The organism is Pseudomonas sp. D1HM (assembly GCF_019266105.1).
In the GTDB taxonomy this organism is placed as follows: domain Bacteria; phylum Pseudomonadota; class Gammaproteobacteria; order Pseudomonadales; family Pseudomonadaceae; genus Aquipseudomonas; species Aquipseudomonas taetrolens.
The window spans coordinates 16,932-33,456 of sequence record NZ_LRMN01000004.1 but is presented as its reverse complement, the minus strand read 5'-3'; the positions used below and the strand labels follow the sequence as shown (position 1 = coordinate 33,456).

Below are 16,525 nucleotides of genomic sequence, written 5' to 3'. Positions count from 1 at the left end.
TCCTTTTTCAAGACACTCATTGAAACCTTATGCGTGATCCAGCCTTAGTCGCCCCCGAAAAACAGCGTGTCATCGTCGGCATGTCCGGCGGTGTAGATTCTTCCGTTTCCGCCGTTCTGCTCATGGAGCAGGGCTACCAGGTGGAAGGCCTGTTCATGAAGAACTGGGAGGAAGACGACGGAACGGATTACTGCACCGCCATGGATGACCTGGCGGACGCCCAGGCCGTGTGCGACAAAATTGGCATCAAGCTGCACACCGCCAACTTTGCCGCCGAGTACTGGGACAACGTGTTCGAACACTTCCTGGCCGAATACAAAGCCGGGCGCACCCCGAACCCGGACATCCTGTGCAACCGTGAAATCAAGTTCAAGGCGTTCCTTGACTATGCCCTGATGCTTGGCGCCGACCTGATCGCCACCGGGCACTATGTGCGCCGCCGCGACATCGACGGCCGTACAGAGCTGCTCAAAGGGCTGGACCCGAACAAGGACCAGAGCTACTTCCTGCACGCCGTCGGCGGCGAACAGATTGCCAAGACCCTGTTCCCGGTGGGCGAACTGGAAAAGCCGGAAGTGCGCAAGATTGCTGAAAAGCATGACCTGGCCACCGCCAAGAAAAAAGACTCCACCGGTATCTGCTTTATTGGCGAACGCCGCTTCAGCGATTTCCTCAAGCAATACCTGCCCGCGCAACCGGGCGAGATCAAAACCACCGAAGGTGAAGTCATCGGCCGCCACCACGGCCTGATGTACCACACCATCGGTCAGCGCCAGGGCCTGGGCATTGGCGGCCTGAAAGACGCCGGTGACGAACCGTGGTACGTGCTGGTCAAGGACCTTGAGCACAACGAGCTGATCGTTGGCCAGGGCAATGACCACCCCTGGTTGTTCTCCCGCGCCCTGCTCGCCTCGGAAATCTACTGGGTCAACCCGGTCGACCTGAGCAGCCCGCTGCGCCTGACCGCCAAGGTCCGGTATCGCCAGAGCGACCAGCCCTGCACCCTGGAAAAGACCGCCAGCGGTTATCGCGCCACGTTCGATGACCCGCAACGTGCCGTGACACCCGGCCAGTCCGTGGTGTTTTACGATGGCGACATCTGTTTGGGCGGTGGCGTGATCGAAGTCGCAGAACCCTGCACCCGGGACAGCCGCGCATGAATCCCACTCAGGAGCAACTGATCGCCCTGGGCGGCGTGTTTCTCGCCGCGGTGCTGGTGGACAAGATCGCCAAGACCGGCCAGATCGGTGAAGCCGACCTGAGCTGCATGCTCGGCAGCTTGCTGATTCGCGACCCCAAGGACACGCTGGAAGTCTACGGTGGTGACGACATCAACCTGCGCGAAGGTTATCGCGCCCTGATCGGCGCCCTCGAGCGCGATCCCAACACCCTGCAGCGCGAACCCTTGCGCTACGCCCTGTCGATGCTGGGCCTGGAGCGCCAACTGGCCAAACGCAACGACATGCTGGAGCTGATCGGCAAACGCTTGCCGCAAATCCAGTCGCAGGTCGAGCACTTCGGCCCGGCGCACGAAAACGTAGTGGCCGCGTGTGGCGCGCTGTATCAGGACACCCTGAGCACTTTGCGCCAACGCATCCAGGTGCATGGCGACATGCGCAACCTGCAACAACCGAACAATGCTGCAAAAATTCGCGCCCTGCTGCTGGCCGGTATCCGCTCGGCGCGGCTTTGGCGTCAACTGGGTGGTCACCGCTGGCAGCTGGTCATCAGCCGCCGCAAGCTGCTCAAAGAGCTTTATCCCATGCTGCGCAACTGAAACACGCCAGCAGGCACACTTTGTAACGTCGATACGCGTATGACGCCGGTCAGTTGGCAACGGGCCGGCCGTTTTTTTCATGTATGATACGCGCCCCATTTCGTTGCCCGACTGTCCGAGAACACCCCATGCAGCTTTCTTCGCTCACTGCGGTTTCCCCTGTTGACGGCCGCTACGCCGGCAAAACCCAGGCCCTGCGCCCAATTTTCAGCGAGTACGGCCTGATCCGTGCCCGCGTTCTGGTTGAAGTCCGCTGGCTCCAGCGCCTGGCCGCTCACGCCGCCATCCCTGAAGTCCCGGCCTTTTCCGCCGAAGCCAACGCCGTTCTGAACGAACTGGCCGAAAACTTCTCTCTGGAGCACGCCGAGCGCGTGAAAGAGATCGAGCGCACCACCAACCACGACGTAAAAGCCATTGAGTACCTGCTCAAGGAACAGGCCGCGAAGCTGCCTGAACTGGCCAATGTCAGCGAATTCATCCACTTTGCCTGCACCAGCGAGGACATCAACAACCTGTCCCACGCCCTGATGCTGCGCGAAGGCCGTGATGACGTGATGCTGCCGCTGATGCGCCAGACCGCTGAAGCCATCCGTGAGCTGGCCATCCGTTTCGCCGACGTGCCGATGCTGTCGCGCACCCACGGCCAACCGGCTTCGCCGACCACCCTGGGCAAAGAACTGGCCAACGTGGTGTACCGCCTGGAGCGTCAGATCGCTCAGGTCGCTGCAGTACCGCTGCTGGGCAAGATCAATGGCGCCGTAGGCAACTACAACGCCCACCTGTCGGCCTACCCGCAGATCGACTGGGAAGCCAACGCCCGCGCCTTCATCGAAGACGAACTGGGCCTGGGCTTCAACCCGTACACCACTCAGATCGAACCACACGATTACATCGCCGAGCTGTTCGATGCCATCGCGCGCTTCAACACCATCCTGATCGACTTCGATCGCGATATCTGGGGCTACATTTCCCTGGGCTACTTCAAGCAGCGCACCATCGCGGGCGAAATCGGTTCCTCGACGATGCCGCACAAGGTCAACCCGATCGACTTCGAAAACTCCGAAGGCAACCTGGGTATCGCCAACGCCCTGTTCCAGCACCTGGCCAGCAAGCTGCCAATTTCCCGCTGGCAGCGCGACCTGACGGACTCCACCGTACTGCGCAACCTCGGTGTCGGCTTTGCTCACAGCGTGATCGCGTACGAAGCCAGCCTCAAAGGCATCAGCAAGCTCGAGCTGAACGCTCAAAAGATCGCCGCCGATCTGGATGCCTGCTGGGAAGTGCTCGCCGAGCCCATCCAGACCGTGATGCGCCGCTACAACATCGAAAACCCGTACGAGAAGCTCAAAGAGCTGACCCGCGGCAAAGGCATCAGCCCAGAAGCCCTGCAAACGTTCATCGACGGCCTTGAAATGCCGGAAGCGGCCAAGGCCGAGCTGAAGCTGCTGACACCTGCCAACTACATTGGCAACGCTGTCGAGCAGGCCAAGCGCATCTGATTGCTGCAACGACCTACTAACGCCCGGCCGTGCCGGGCGTTTTTATTCCCGAATACAAAGCGCAATTTTTCAATAGGTTACACATGAATCCTGATACTCCTCTTCAACTTCTGGGCGGCATCACTGCACGCGAATTCCTGCGCGATTACTGGCAGAAGAAACCGCTGCTGATCCGCCAGGCCATTCCTGACTTCGAAAGCCCGATCGACGCCGACGAACTGGCCGGTCTGGCACTTGAAGAAGAAGTCGAATCGCGCCTTGTGATCGAACACGGCGAGCGCCCATGGGAATTGCGCCGCGGCCCGTTCGGCGAAGACGAATTCGGCAAATTGCCAGAGCGCGAGTGGACCTTGCTGGTGCAAGCGGTTGACCAGTTCGTGCCGGAAGTCGGCGAATTGCTGGAAAACTTCCGCTTTCTGCCAAGCTGGCGCATCGACGACGTGATGATCAGCTACGCCGCCCCGGGTGGCAGCGTCGGCCCGCACTTCGACAACTACGACGTGTTCCTGCTGCAAGGCCACGGCAAGCGCCACTGGCAGATCGGCCAAATGTGCGATTCGGACAGCCCATTGCTGGAGCATGCCGACCTGCGCATCCTTGCCGACTTCCAGGCGACTGACGAGTGGACCCTGGAACCCGGCGACATGCTGTACCTGCCACCGCGTCTGGCCCATTGCGGCGTTGCCGTGGATGACTGCCTGACCTACTCGGTTGGCTTCCGTGCGCCAAGCGCCGCCGAAGTGCTGACTCATTTCACCGACTTCCTCAGCCAGTACCTGCCGGATGAAGAGCGCTACACCGATGCCGACGCGCAGCCGGCCAGCGATCCGCACCAGATCCAGCACGACGCCCTCGATCGCCTGAAAGGCCTGCTGACCGAGCACATGAGCGATGAGCGCATGCTGCTGACCTGGTTCGGCCAGTTCATGACCGAGCCGCGCTATCCGGAACTCGTGGTGGGCCCCGAGCTCGAAGAAGAAGACCTGCTGGGCAGCCTGGAACAGGGCGCCGTCCTGATCCGCAACCCGAGCGCCCGCCTGGCCTGGTCTGAAGTGGACGAAGACCTGCTACTGTTCGCCAGCGGCCAAAGCCGCCTGCTGCCGGGCAAGCTGCGCGATTTGCTGAAAATGATCTGTGCCGCCGACGCGCTGCACAGCGACAACCTCGGTCAATGGTTGGCCGATGAAGATGGACGCAACCTGCTCTGTGAGCTGGTCAAACAAGGAAGCCTGGGGTTCGCTGATGAATAGCATTCACGTACGTGTCGCCGACTGGCAAAAGGACAACGCCGAACTTCGACGCATCCGTGAGGCGGTGTTTATTGCAGAACAATCAGTTCCTCCAGAACTGGAGTGGGATGCAGACGATGCCGACGCTGTGCATTTTCTGGCCTACGAAGGCGACTTTCCGATCGGTACCGCCCGGCTGCTGCCGGACGGTCATATCGGCCGCGTGTCGGTCCTCAAGGACTGGCGCGGACTTAAAGTCGGTGACGCCCTGATGCAAGCGACCATCAGCGAAGCTGAAAAACGCGGGCTCAAGCAACAGATGCTCAGCGCACAAGTGCATGCCACCCCGTTCTACGAGCGCCTGGGCTTCAAAATCGTCAGCGCGGAATTCCTGGAAGCAGGTATTCCCCACGTTGATATGGTGCGCGAGGGCTGAGCAAGCTTTGCGACTGGCGCTACAGATCGTACAGGTGTAGCCGCTGCCGAAGGCTGCGAAAAGAACCGAAGGACCTTCAGGGTCACTTCGCAACCCATCGCAGCCTGCGGCAGCGGCTACAGGCTCTGTATTAAACGCCCTGCCATCCTCCCCGGATCGCAGGGCGTTTTGCTATCTGGCACACTCTCCTCAAGCCCTTTCGAGCATTGCGGAGATAACGGACATGTCCCTACGCCCCTTCATCGTCAGTCTGCTGCTGCTTTCAAGCATCAGCGCTGTCGCCGACACCCAGCCTTCACCTGCCCGACGCCTACTGATCACCGTTGAAACCCGTGACGGCAACTTGCCCGCCGACAACAGCCAGACCCGCACGATCAGCACCGACAGCCGTGAAGGAGGCACTCAACAAATCCAGGTCACCGAAGGCGTACCCGCCTTCATTCAAACCGGGCAAAGCGTCCCCCTTACCAGTATGGGAACCGATGCGTATGGCCGCCCGATGGCGCAGACGGAGTATCGCGACGTCACACAAGGCTTCTATGTCACGGCCAATGTGAAGAATGACATCGTAAATCTCGCCATCAGCACCGAACAGGACCGAATGAGCGATGAACGTCGTGATGTAGTAGAAATACGAAGAGCCAACACACAGGTCAGCGGCCCACTCGGACAGTGGATCACCCTGGCCAGCTTCAACGCTCAAAATCAGACCGGACAACAAGGCTCAACCCTTACGTACTCTACTCAAAGCCGTAAAGGTCTGAGTTTGCGGGTCAAGGTCGATGCACTCGACTAACAGGGCCAAAACTGACTGACAAGTCGAATCAGACCAAATATGTAGTGCCATAAAAAAAGCACTACAAAACGTTTGACGACACAAAAAAGCAGAGGCATGATGGCCCCGCTCCCGCTGATCAGAGGCCCTGCCAAGCGCCCCGGATCGTTAGCGAGCTGCCATTCACGCACTCACTCAAACAACATTTTGTGTGCCTGGTGGAGCAGAATTTTCAACCCAGACCTATGCGACGAGGTTTATCTCCATGGCACTGACACGCGAACAGCAAATTGCAGCCCTTGAAAAAGACTGGGCCGAAAACCCGCGCTGGAAAGGCGTGACTCGCGATTATTCCGCTGCTGACGTGGTCCGCCTGCGCGGCTCGGTTCAACCCGAGCACACCTTTGCGAAAATGGGCGCCGATAAGCTGTGGAAACTGGTGACACAGGGCGCACACCCGTCCTTCCGTCCTGAGAAAGATTTCGTCAACTGCATGGGCGCCCTGACCGGGGGCCAGGCAGTACAACAGGTTAAAGCCGGCATCCAGGCTATTTACCTGTCGGGCTGGCAAGTGGCGGCAGACAACAACTCTGCCGAATCCATGTACCCCGACCAGTCGCTGTACCCGGTGGACTCCGTACCTACCGTGGTCAAGCGCATCAATAACTCGTTCCGCCGCGCCGACCAGATCCAGTGGAAAGCAGGCAAAAACCCGGGCGACCAGGGTTACATCGATTACTTCGCACCGATCGTGGCCGACGCCGAAGCCGGTTTCGGTGGCGTACTCAACGCCTACGAGCTGATGAAGAGCATGATCGAAGCAGGCGCCGCCGGCGTTCACTTCGAAGATCAGCTGGCCTCGGTTAAAAAATGCGGCCACATGGGCGGCAAGGTGCTGGTGCCTACCCAGGAAGCCGTACAAAAGCTGACAGCTGCCCGACTGGCTGCTGACGTTGCCGGTACACCGACCATCATTCTGGCCCGTACCGACGCCAACGCCGCCGACCTGCTGACCTCGGACTGCGACCCTTACGACCAACCCTTCGTCACAGGTGAACGCACCAAGGAAGGTTTCTACAAAGTCCGCGCCGGTCTTGATCAAGCCATTGCCCGTGGCCTGGCCTACGCACCGTATGCCGACCTGATCTGGTGCGAAACCGCCAAGCCGGATCTGGCAGAAGCGCGCCGCTTTGCTGAGGCGATCAAAAAGGAATACCCGGACCAACTGCTGTCCTACAACTGCTCGCCTTCCTTCAACTGGAAGAAAAACCTGGACGACGCGACCATCGCCAAGTTCCAGCGCGAACTGTCAGCCATGGGCTACAAGCACCAGTTCATCACCCTGGCCGGCATTCACAACATGTGGCACAGCATGTTCAACCTGGCGCACGATTACGCCCGCAACGACATGACCGCCTACGTGAAACTGCAAGAACAGGAATTTGCTGACGCTGCTAAAGGCTACACCTTTGTGGCGCACCAGCAGGAAGTGGGCACAGGCTACTTCGACGACATGACCACCGTGATCCAGGGTGGCTCGTCATCGGTTACCGCCCTGACCGGCTCCACCGAAGAAGAACAGTTCCACTGACAGTAGAACCATGGCCGTTGCCTGACATGTACAGAACAAGCGCAACGCCTTGAACATTACGCCCCGACTGGTTCGGGGCGTTTTTTATCCAGAAGATGACTGACCGCTTCCCGTCGCCGCTGCCACAGGAACGAAGCGATCACACCAGATCAGCAAAACCTTGACCCAGATCCATACCCCAACATTCAGACCCGGTTAGAAAGGCAAGTTCCAAACTTGCCAACCATACATATATAAGCCAACTTGGGTGGGTTGAGCGGTAATCGGTACTTCCGGCAAGCACCTAAACGATATCAATTATCATTTAGAGTTGCTGTTGTTGATTATCCCGACAACAAAACACAATCATCGAAATTTGCTGTAATGCCCGTGCCGCACGGCTTACACAGACTTTACGGAAGGCTATACCACTAAAGGATTGAATTAATTCATCTTAGAAAATTTACTTGCTGGGTGTTTAGCCATAAAATCGCGCCCATCAATTGATCTGCGACATATCGTCACTGCTTTATTACCTTTTCAAGCTCAGAGACCGTTGCTCTCTGTTAAGGATTACCAGCATGCCCGAAGCGACAGGACTCATAGCCCATAACTGGGGCTTTGCCATTTTCCTTCTCGGCGTTGTCGGCCTTTGCGCCTTCATGCTTGGCGTCTCCAGCCTCCTTGGGTCAAAAGCCTGGGGTCGCAGCAAAAACGAACCGTTCGAGTCCGGCATGCTACCTACAGGTGGCGCCCGCTTACGGCTCTCAGCCAAATTCTATCTGGTCGCGATGCTGTTCGTGATCTTCGATATCGAAGCCCTTTTTCTCTTTGCCTGGTCTGTGTCTGTACGCGAAAGCGGCTGGACCGGATTCGTCGAAGCTCTCGTTTTCATAGCAATTCTGTTGGCAGGCCTTGTCTACCTATTTCGGGTGGGTGCTCTTGATTGGGCACCGGAAGCTCGTCGCAAGCGGCAGGCCAAGCTGAAACAATGAGGCTTTGGCGATGCAATACGAACTTACCAGGATCGACCCGGACGCTCCTAACGAGCAGTATCCGATCGGCACACGGGAAACCGTTGCCGATCCGTTAGAAGATCAAGTCCACAAAAACATCTTCATGGGCAAGCTTGAAGACGTGCTGAACGGCACGGTCAACTGGGGGCGTAAAAACTCCCTGTGGCCGTACAACTTCGGCTTGTCGTGCTGCTACGTGGAAATGACCACCGCCTTCACGGCGCCCCACGACATCGCGCGCTTCGGCGCCGAAGTTATCCGGGCATCGCCGCGCCAGGCGGATTTCATGGTTATTGCCGGTACCTGCTTCATCAAGATGGCGCCCATCATCCAGCGCCTCTATGAGCAAATGCTCGAACCTAAATGGGTTATCTCCATGGGTTCTTGCGCCAACTCCGGCGGCATGTACGACATCTACTCCGTGGTTCAAGGGGTCGACAAGTTCCTGCCCGTGGACGTTTACGTGCCAGGCTGCCCACCCCGCCCTGAGGCTTTCCTGCAAGGCTTGATGCTCTTGCAAGAGTCGATTGGCCAGGAGCGTCGCCCACTTTCCTGGGTTGTCGGCGAACAAGGCGTTTACCGCGCCGAGATGCCGTCGCAAAAGGAACAGCGCCGTGAACAGCGTATTCAGGTCACTAACCTGCGCAGCCCCGACGAAGTCTGATCCAGACCGCTTCTTACATAGAACGAAACCCTGGCTTCATTCTTTACGTTGACCGAAAGCGATAAAAAACCATGACTACAGGCTCCGCTCTGTACATCCCGCCTTATAAGGCTGACGACCACGATGTGGTTGTCGAACTGAACACTCGTTTTGGCCCTGATGCGTTCACCGCACAGGCCACGCGCACCGGCATGCCGGTGCTTTGGGTTGCCCGCGCAAAACTGGTCGAAGTACTGACTTTCCTGCGCAACCTGCCAAAACCTTACGTCATGCTCTATGACTTGCATGGTGTGGACGAACGTCTGCGTACCAAGCGTCAGGGCCTGCCATCGGGTGCAGACTTCACCGTCTTCTACCACCTGATGTCGCTTGAACGTAATAGTGACGTAATGATCAAGGTCGCCTTGTCCGAGAGCGACCTCAGCGTACCGACCGTGACCGGTATCTGGCCGAACGCCAACTGGTACGAGCGTGAAGTCTGGGACATGTTCGGTATCGACTTCAAAGGTCACCCGCACCTGTCGCGCATCATGATGCCGCCGACCTGGGAAGGTCACCCGCTGCGCAAGGACTTCCCGGCCCGTGCCACCGAGTTCGACCCGTACAGCCTGACCCTGGCCAAGGTGCAGCTGGAAGAAGAAGCCGCACGTTTCCGCCCGGAAGACTGGGGCATGAAGCGTTCCGGCGAAAACGAGGACTACATGTTCCTCAACCTGGGCCCGAACCACCCTTCGGCTCACGGTGCCTTCCGTATCATCCTGCAGCTGGACGGTGAAGAAATCGTCGACTGCGTGCCAGACGTCGGCTACCACCACCGTGGTGCCGAAAAAATGGCCGAGCGCCAGTCCTGGCACAGCTTCATCCCGTACACCGACCGTATCGACTACCTCGGCGGCGTGATGAACAACCTGCCGTACGTGCTGTCGGTCGAGAAGCTGGCCGGCATCAAGGTTCCGGATCGGGTCGACACCATCCGCATCATGATGGCCGAGTTCTTCCGTATCACCAGCCACCTGCTGTTCCTGGGTACCTATATCCAGGACGTGGGCGCCATGACCCCGGTGTTCTTCACCTTCACCGACCGTCAGCGTGCCTACAAAGTGATCGAAGCCATCACCGGCTTCCGCCTGCACCCGGCCTGGTACCGCATCGGTGGCGTTGCCCACGACCTGCCGAACGGCTGGGAGCGTCTGGTCAAGGAATTCATCGACTGGATGCCCAAGCGTCTGGACGAATACCAGAAAGCCGCTCTGGACAACAGCATCCTGCGTGGCCGTACCATCGGCGTTGCCGCCTACAACACCAAAGAGGCCCTGGAATGGGGCGTCACCGGTGCCGGCCTGCGTTCGACCGGTTGCGATTTCGACCTGCGCAAGGCGCGTCCGTACTCGGGCTACGAGAACTTCGAATTCGAAGTCCCGCTGGCAGCCAACGGTGACGCCTACGATCGTTGCATCGTGCGTGTCGAAGAAATGCGCCAGAGCCTGAAAATCATCGAGCAGTGCATGCGCAACATGCCGGCCGGGCCGTACAAGGCGGATCACCCGCTGACCACGCCGCCGCCAAAAGAGCGCACGTTGCAGCACATCGAGACCTTGATCACGCACTTCCTGCAAGTTTCGTGGGGCCCGGTCATGCCGGCCAACGAATCCTTCCAGATGATCGAAGCGACCAAGGGCATCAACAGTTATTACCTGACGAGCGATGGCGGCACCATGAGCTACCGCACCCGGATTCGTACTCCAAGCTTCCCGCACCTGCAGCAGATCCCTTCGGTGATCAAAGGTGAAATGGTCGCGGACTTGATTGCGTACCTGGGTAGTATCGATTTCGTTATGGCCGACGTGGACCGCTAAGCATGAACAGCACGCTTATCCAGACAGACCGTTTCGCCCTGAGCGAAACCGAGCGCTCGGCCATCGAGCACGAGATGCATCACTACGAAGACCCGCGCGCGGCGTCTATCGAAGCCCTGAAGATCGTTCAGAAGGAACGCGGCTGGGTGCCGGACGGTGCGGTATACGCCATCGGCGAACTGCTCGGCATCCCGGCCAGCGACGTTGAAGGTGTGGCCACGTTCTACAGCCAGATCTTCCGTCAGCCGGTTGGCCGTCACATCATTCGCGTGTGCGACAGCATGGTCTGCTACATCGGTGGCCACGAATCCGTGGTCAGCGAAATCCAGACCAAGCTGGGCATCGGCCTGGGTCAGACCACTGCAGACGGCCGCTTCACGCTGCTGCCGGTGTGCTGCCTGGGCAATTGCGACAAGGCGCCGGCGTTGATGATCGACGACGACACATTCGGTGACGTGCAGCCTGCTGGCGTCGCCACGTTGTTGGAGGGCTACCCATGAGCCTGACTTCTTTCGGTCCTGCCAACCTGATCAAGCGTTCGGCAGAGACCCATCCCCTGACCTGGCGTCTGCGTGACGACGGCGAGCCGGTATGGCTCGACGAGTACCAGGCCAAGGACGGTTACGCGGCGGCGCGCAAGGCATTTGCCGATATGGCGCAGGACGATATCGTCCAGACCGTCAAGGACGCCGGCCTTAAAGGTCGAGGCGGTGCAGGCTTTCCCACGGGCGTGAAGTGGGGGCTGATGCCTAAAGACGAATCCATGAACATCCGTTACCTGCTGTGTAACGCCGATGAAATGGAGCCCAACACCTGGAAAGACCGCATGCTGATGGAGCAACTGCCCCATCTGCTGATCGAAGGCATGCTGATCAGCGCCCGTGCGCTGAAAACCTACCGTGGCTATATCTTCCTGCGTGGCGAATACACCACCGCTGCCGTGCACCTGCGTCGCGCAGTGGAAGAAGCCAAGGCAGCCGGTCTGCTGGGCAAGAACATTCTGGGCAGCGGCTTCGACTTCGAGCTGTTCGTTCACACCGGTGCCGGGCGTTACATCTGCGGTGAAGAAACCGCACTGATCAACTCCCTCGAAGGCCGTCGCGCCAACCCGCGTTCCAAGCCGCCGTTCCCGGCAGCCGTGGGCGTGTGGGGCAAGCCGACCTGCGTGAACAACGTCGAAACCCTGTGCAACGTGCCGGCCATCATCGGTAACGGCGTTGACTGGTACAAATCCCTCGCTCGCGAAGGCAGCGAAGACCACGGCACCAAGCTGATGGGCTTCTCCGGCAAAGTGAAGAACCCTGGCCTGTGGGAACTGCCGTTCGGCGTAACCGCTCGCGAGCTGTTCGAGGACTACGCTGGCGGCATGCGCGACGGCTTCAAGCTCAAGTGCTGGCAACCAGGCGGTGCCGGTACCGGCTTCCTGCTGCCCGAGCACCTGGACGCGCAAATGTACGCCGGCGGTATCGCCAAAGTCGGCACCCGTATGGGTACCGGCCTGGCGATGGCCGTGGACGACAGCGTCAACATGGTCTCGCTGCTGCGCAACATGGAGCAGTTCTTCGCTCGCGAATCGTGCGGCTTCTGCACCCCATGCCGTGATGGTCTGCCCTGGAGCGTCAAGCTGTTGATGGCAATCGAGCATGGCGAAGGTCAGCCCGGCGATATCGAGACCCTGCTGGGTCTGGTCGGTTTCCTCGGCCCTGGCAAGACGTTCTGTGCTCACGCACCGGGTGCCGTGGAGCCATTGGGCAGCGCGATCAAGTATTTCCGTCCAGAGTTCGAAGCCGGTATTGCGCAAGCGAAACCTGGCGTTCCTCCCCTGGCACGCCCGATTGTAATCGGCGCGTAACACTTTGACGGAGGGCGGTCCGTGCCGCCCTCTGATCGTTCGATAACGCCGTAAGGCTGAGTTGCTTCGAACGCATAACAAGATTCCATTAGCCACGCCCGCTGACACCGGGCCAACGAAGACCTTTGAACCATGGCCACTATCCACGTAGACGGCAAAGATCTCGAAGTCGATGGGGCAGACAACCTGTTACAGGCATGTCTGTCGCTAGGCCTCGATATCCCGTATTTCTGCTGGCACCCAGCCCTGGGCAGTGTTGGCGCTTGCCGCCAATGCGCCGTCAAGCAGTACACCGACGAGAACGACAAGCGTGGTCGTATCGTCATGTCATGCATGACTCCGGCCACCGACGGTAGCTGGATTTCCATCGACGACGAAGAAGCGAAAGTATTCCGCGCCAGCGTCGTTGAATGGCTGATGACCAACCACCCGCACGACTGCCCCGTGTGCGAGGAAGGTGGTCATTGCCACCTGCAAGACATGACGGTGATGACCGGCCACAACGAGCGCCGTTATCGCTTCACCAAGCGCACCCACCAGAACCAGGAACTCGGCCCGTTCATTTCCCACGAAATGAACCGCTGCATTGCCTGCTATCGCTGCGTGCGTTTCTATAAAGACTACGCCGGCGGTACTGACCTCGGTGTATTCGGTGCCCACGACAACGTGTACTTCGGTCGCGTTGAAGACGGCGTGCTCGAAAGCGAGTTCTCGGGCAACCTCACCGAAGTCTGCCCGACCGGTGTGTTTACCGACAAAACCCACTCCGAGCGCTACAACCGCAAGTGGGACATGCAGTTTGCGCCAAGCATCTGCCACGGTTGCTCCAGCGGCTGCAACATCAGCCCGGGCGAACGTTATGGCGAGCTGCGCCGCATCGAAAACCGCTTCAACGGTTCGGTCAACCAGTACTTCCTGTGTGACCGTGGCCGTTTCGGCTATGGCTACGTCAACCGCACCGATCGTCCACGTCAGCCGCTGCTGGCCGACGGCACCCAGCTGAGCCTCGACGCTGCACTGGACAAGGCCGCTGACCTGCTGCGCGGGCGCAACATCGTCGGTATCGGTTCGCCACGTGCCAGCCTCGAAAGCAACTACGCGTTGCGCGAACTGGTGGGTGCCGAGCACTTCTACTCGGGCATCGAGGCCGGTGAGCTGGAGCGCATCCGTCTGGTGCTGCAAGTGCTTAAAGACAGCCCGCTGCCTGTGCCGAACATGCGCGAGATCGAAGATCACGATGCCATTTTCGTCCTCGGCGAAGACCTGACCCAGACCGCCGCCCGTATGGCGCTGTCACTGCGTCAATCGGTCAAGGGCAAGGCTGAAGACATGGCCGACGCCATGCGCGTTCAGCCGTGGCTCGACGCTGCGGTGAAAAACATCGGTCAGCACGCGCTGAACCCGCTGTTCATCGCAAGCCTGGCTGAAACCAAGCTCGACGACGTGGCTGAAGAATGTGTCCACGCCGCTCCCGACGACCTGGCGCGCATCGGTTTCGCCGTGGCCCACGCCCTCGACGCCAGCGCCCCTGCCGTTGCCGGTCTGGACGCTGAAGCCCTGGCGCTGGCCCAGCGTATCGCTGACGCCCTGCTTGCAGCCAAGCGTCCGTTGATCATTGCCGGTACTTCCCTGGGCTCCAAGGCCCTGATCGAAGCCGCAGGCAACATCGCCAAGGCCCTGCACCTGCGCGAAAAAGCCGGTTCCATCAGTCTGGTCGTGCCGGAAGCCAACAGCCTTGGCCTGGCCATGCTCGGCGGCGAATCGGTAGACGCTGCGCTGCAAGCCGTGATCGACGGTAAAGCCGACGCCATCGTGGTGCTCGAAAACGATCTGTTCACCCGCGTTGATGCCGTCAAGGTCAATGCCGCGCTGGACGCCGCAAAAGTGGTGATCGTGGCCGACCATCAGAAGACGGCCACCACCGACCGTGCCGATCTGGTACTGCCGGCGGCCAGCTTCGCTGAAGGCGACGGTACCCTGATCAGTCAGGAAGGCCGCGCCCAGCGCTTCTTCCAGGTGTTCGACCCGACTTACCTGGACGCCAGCATTCTGGTCCACGAAGGCTGGCGCTGGTTGCACGCCCTGCGCAGCACCCTGCTGAACAAGCCGGTTGACTGGACCCTGCTCGACCACGTCACCCAAGCCACTGCTGCAAGCACACCGGACCTGGCCCGCATCGTCGATGCTGCTCCATCTGCTGCGTTCCGCATCAAGGGCATGAAACTGGCTCGCGAACCGCTGCGTTACAGTGGCCGTACCGCGATGCGCGCCGATATCAGCGTGCACGAGCCGCGTACCCCGCAAGACCCGGACACCGCGTTCGCGTTTTCGATGGAAGGTTACTCGGGCTCCGTTGAACCACGCCAGCAAGTACCGTTCGCCTGGTCGCCGGGCTGGAACTCGCCACAAGCGTGGAACAAGTTCCAGGACGAAGTCGGTGGTCACATCCGCGCTGGCGACCCGGGCACACGCCTGATCGAAAGCACAGGCGATTCGCTGACCTGGTTCGCCAGCATTCCGGGTGCTTTCAACCCGGCGCGTGGCACCTGGCAAGTGGTGCCGTTCTATCACCTGCTCGGCAGTGAAGAGAACTCTTCGAAAGCCGCACCGGTTCAAGAACGCATTCCGGCCGCTTATATCGCACTGGCCAAGTCCGAAGCCGACCGCCTGGGCGTCAACGATGGCGCCCTGCTGAGCCTGAACGTTGCCGGCGTGACCCTGCGTCTGCCGCTGCGCATCAATGAAGAGCTGGGTGCGGGTCTGGTGGCATTGCCTGCAGGGCTTGCCGGCATTCCGCCTGCGATCTTTGGCCTTACCGTTGACGGTTTGCAGGAGGCAGCCCAATGACCTGGTTTACGCCTGAAGTGATCGACGTGATTATCTCGGTGGTCAAAGCCGTGGTAATCCTGCTCGCCGTGGTGGTGTGCGGCGCGCTGCTGAGCTGGGTTGAACGTCGCCTGCTGGCCCTGTGGCAGGACCGTTACGGTCCGAACCGCGTAGGCCCGTTCGGCGCGTTCCAGATCGCAGCCGACATGATCAAGATGTTCTTCAAGGAAGACTGGACGCCGCCGTTTGCCGACAAGGCGATCTTCACCCTGGCGCCGGTTGTGGCCATGAGTGCATTGCTGATCGCCTTTGCCATTATCCCGATCACCCCGACCTGGGGTGTGGCGGATCTGAACGTCGGTATCCTGTTCTTCTTCGCCATGGCCGGCCTGTCGGTCTATGCGGTGCTGTTCGCCGGCTGGTCGAGCAATAACAAGTTCGCCCTGCTGGGCGCCTTGCGTGCCTCGGCCCAGACCGTGTCGTACGAAGTGTTCATGGGCCTGGCGCTGATGGGCATCGTGGTGCAGGTTGGCTCGTTCAACATGCGCGACATCGTTGAATACCAGGCACAAAACCTGTGGTTCATTATTCCGCAGATCTTCGGTTTCCTGACCTTCTTCATTGCTGGCGTGGCCGTGACTCACCGTCACCCTTTCGACCAGCCGGAAGCAGAACAGGAACTGGCCGATGGTTACCACATTGAATATGCCGGCATGAAATGGGGCATGTTCTTCGTTGGTGAGTACATCGGGATCGTGTTGATCTCGGCACTGCTGGTGACTTTGTTCTTCGGTGGCTGGCACGGGCCTTTCGGCATCCTGCCGCAGATCCCGTTTATCTGGTTCGCCCTGAAGACCGCGTTTTTCATCATGATTTTCATCCTGCTGCGCGCTTCGATTCCGCGCCCACGGTATGACCAAGTGATGGACTTCAGCTGGAAGTTCTGCCTGCCGCTGACCCTGATCAATTTGCTGGTGACCGCCGCAGTCGTGTTGTTGAACACGCCCGCCGGCGCGGTTCAGTGA

Annotated in this window: 14 protein-coding genes; all 14 read left to right on the top strand. The window is 59.6% G+C overall.

The genetic code is table 11. The features are described from left to right. Positions 1 to 29: 29 nt before the first annotated feature. Positions 30 to 1,160, top strand: a complete 1,131-nt coding sequence (mnmA, locus tag AWM69_RS06505; protein WP_131653140.1) for a tRNA 2-thiouridine(34) synthase MnmA — start codon at positions 30 to 32, stop codon at positions 1,158 to 1,160. Beyond that, the gene (hflD, locus tag AWM69_RS06500; RefSeq protein ID WP_218726037.1) at positions 1,157 to 1,777 is read left to right on the top strand and encodes a high frequency lysogenization protein HflD; all 621 of its coding nucleotides are present in this window, start codon (positions 1,157 to 1,159) and stop codon (positions 1,775 to 1,777) included. The genes mnmA and hflD overlap by 4 nt, the downstream gene beginning before the upstream one ends. A 128-nt stretch (positions 1,778 to 1,905) precedes the next feature. Continuing rightward, positions 1,906 to 3,276: an adenylosuccinate lyase gene (gene purB, locus AWM69_RS06495; protein WP_048382493.1), complete on the top strand. Its 1,371-nt coding sequence runs from the start codon at positions 1,906 to 1,908 to the stop codon at positions 3,274 to 3,276. Positions 3,277 to 3,359: 83 nt separating this feature from the next. Beyond that, positions 3,360 to 4,526 (top strand): cupin domain-containing protein, encoded by a 1,167-nt coding sequence (locus AWM69_RS06490; protein WP_131653142.1) that lies wholly within the window; start codon positions 3,360 to 3,362, stop codon positions 4,524 to 4,526. Further along, positions 4,519 to 4,941: a GNAT family N-acetyltransferase gene (locus AWM69_RS06485; protein WP_048382491.1), complete on the top strand. Its 423-nt coding sequence runs from the start codon at positions 4,519 to 4,521 to the stop codon at positions 4,939 to 4,941. Before AWM69_RS06490 ends, AWM69_RS06485 begins: the two co-directional genes overlap by 8 nt. Before the next feature lie 223 nt (positions 4,942 to 5,164). Next, positions 5,165 to 5,737, top strand: coding sequence for a secretin (locus AWM69_RS06480; protein WP_218726036.1), 573 nt, complete (start codon positions 5,165 to 5,167; stop codon positions 5,735 to 5,737). A gap of 244 nt (positions 5,738 to 5,981) precedes the next feature. Then, positions 5,982 to 7,307, top strand: coding sequence for an isocitrate lyase (aceA, locus tag AWM69_RS06475; protein ID WP_048382489.1), 1,326 nt, complete (start codon positions 5,982 to 5,984; stop codon positions 7,305 to 7,307). A gap of 560 nt (positions 7,308 to 7,867) precedes the next feature. Continuing rightward, positions 7,868 to 8,281, top strand: coding sequence for an NADH-quinone oxidoreductase subunit A (locus AWM69_RS06470; protein WP_003446990.1), 414 nt, complete (start codon positions 7,868 to 7,870; stop codon positions 8,279 to 8,281). Positions 8,282 to 8,291: 10 nt separating this feature from the next. Beyond that, positions 8,292 to 8,966, top strand: coding sequence for an NADH-quinone oxidoreductase subunit B family protein (locus tag AWM69_RS06465; RefSeq protein WP_016780200.1), 675 nt, complete (start codon positions 8,292 to 8,294; stop codon positions 8,964 to 8,966). Between the two features lie 71 nt (positions 8,967 to 9,037). Then, positions 9,038 to 10,822 (top strand): NADH-quinone oxidoreductase subunit C/D, encoded by a 1,785-nt coding sequence (gene nuoC / locus AWM69_RS06460; RefSeq protein ID WP_131653144.1) that lies wholly within the window; start codon positions 9,038 to 9,040, stop codon positions 10,820 to 10,822. 2 nt (positions 10,823 to 10,824) lie between these two features. Beyond that, on the top strand, positions 10,825 to 11,322 hold the full coding sequence (gene nuoE / locus AWM69_RS06455) for an NADH-quinone oxidoreductase subunit NuoE (protein WP_048382487.1): 498 nt from the start codon (positions 10,825 to 10,827) through the stop codon (positions 11,320 to 11,322). Continuing rightward, complete coding sequence (nuoF, locus tag AWM69_RS06450; RefSeq protein WP_086796175.1) at positions 11,319 to 12,674, top strand: NADH-quinone oxidoreductase subunit NuoF; 1,356 nt, start codon at positions 11,319 to 11,321, stop codon at positions 12,672 to 12,674. Before nuoE ends, nuoF begins: the two co-directional genes overlap by 4 nt. Positions 12,675 to 12,806: 132 nt before the next feature. Then, positions 12,807 to 15,521 carry an NADH-quinone oxidoreductase subunit NuoG gene (gene nuoG, locus AWM69_RS06445; RefSeq protein ID WP_218726035.1) on the top strand — a complete coding sequence of 905 codons (2,715 nt, stop codon included), beginning with the start codon at positions 12,807 to 12,809 and terminating at the stop codon, positions 15,519 to 15,521. Next, positions 15,518 to 16,525, top strand: coding sequence for an NADH-quinone oxidoreductase subunit NuoH (gene nuoH, locus AWM69_RS06440; RefSeq protein WP_048382484.1), 1,008 nt, complete (start codon positions 15,518 to 15,520; stop codon positions 16,523 to 16,525). The genes nuoG and nuoH overlap by 4 nt, the downstream gene beginning before the upstream one ends.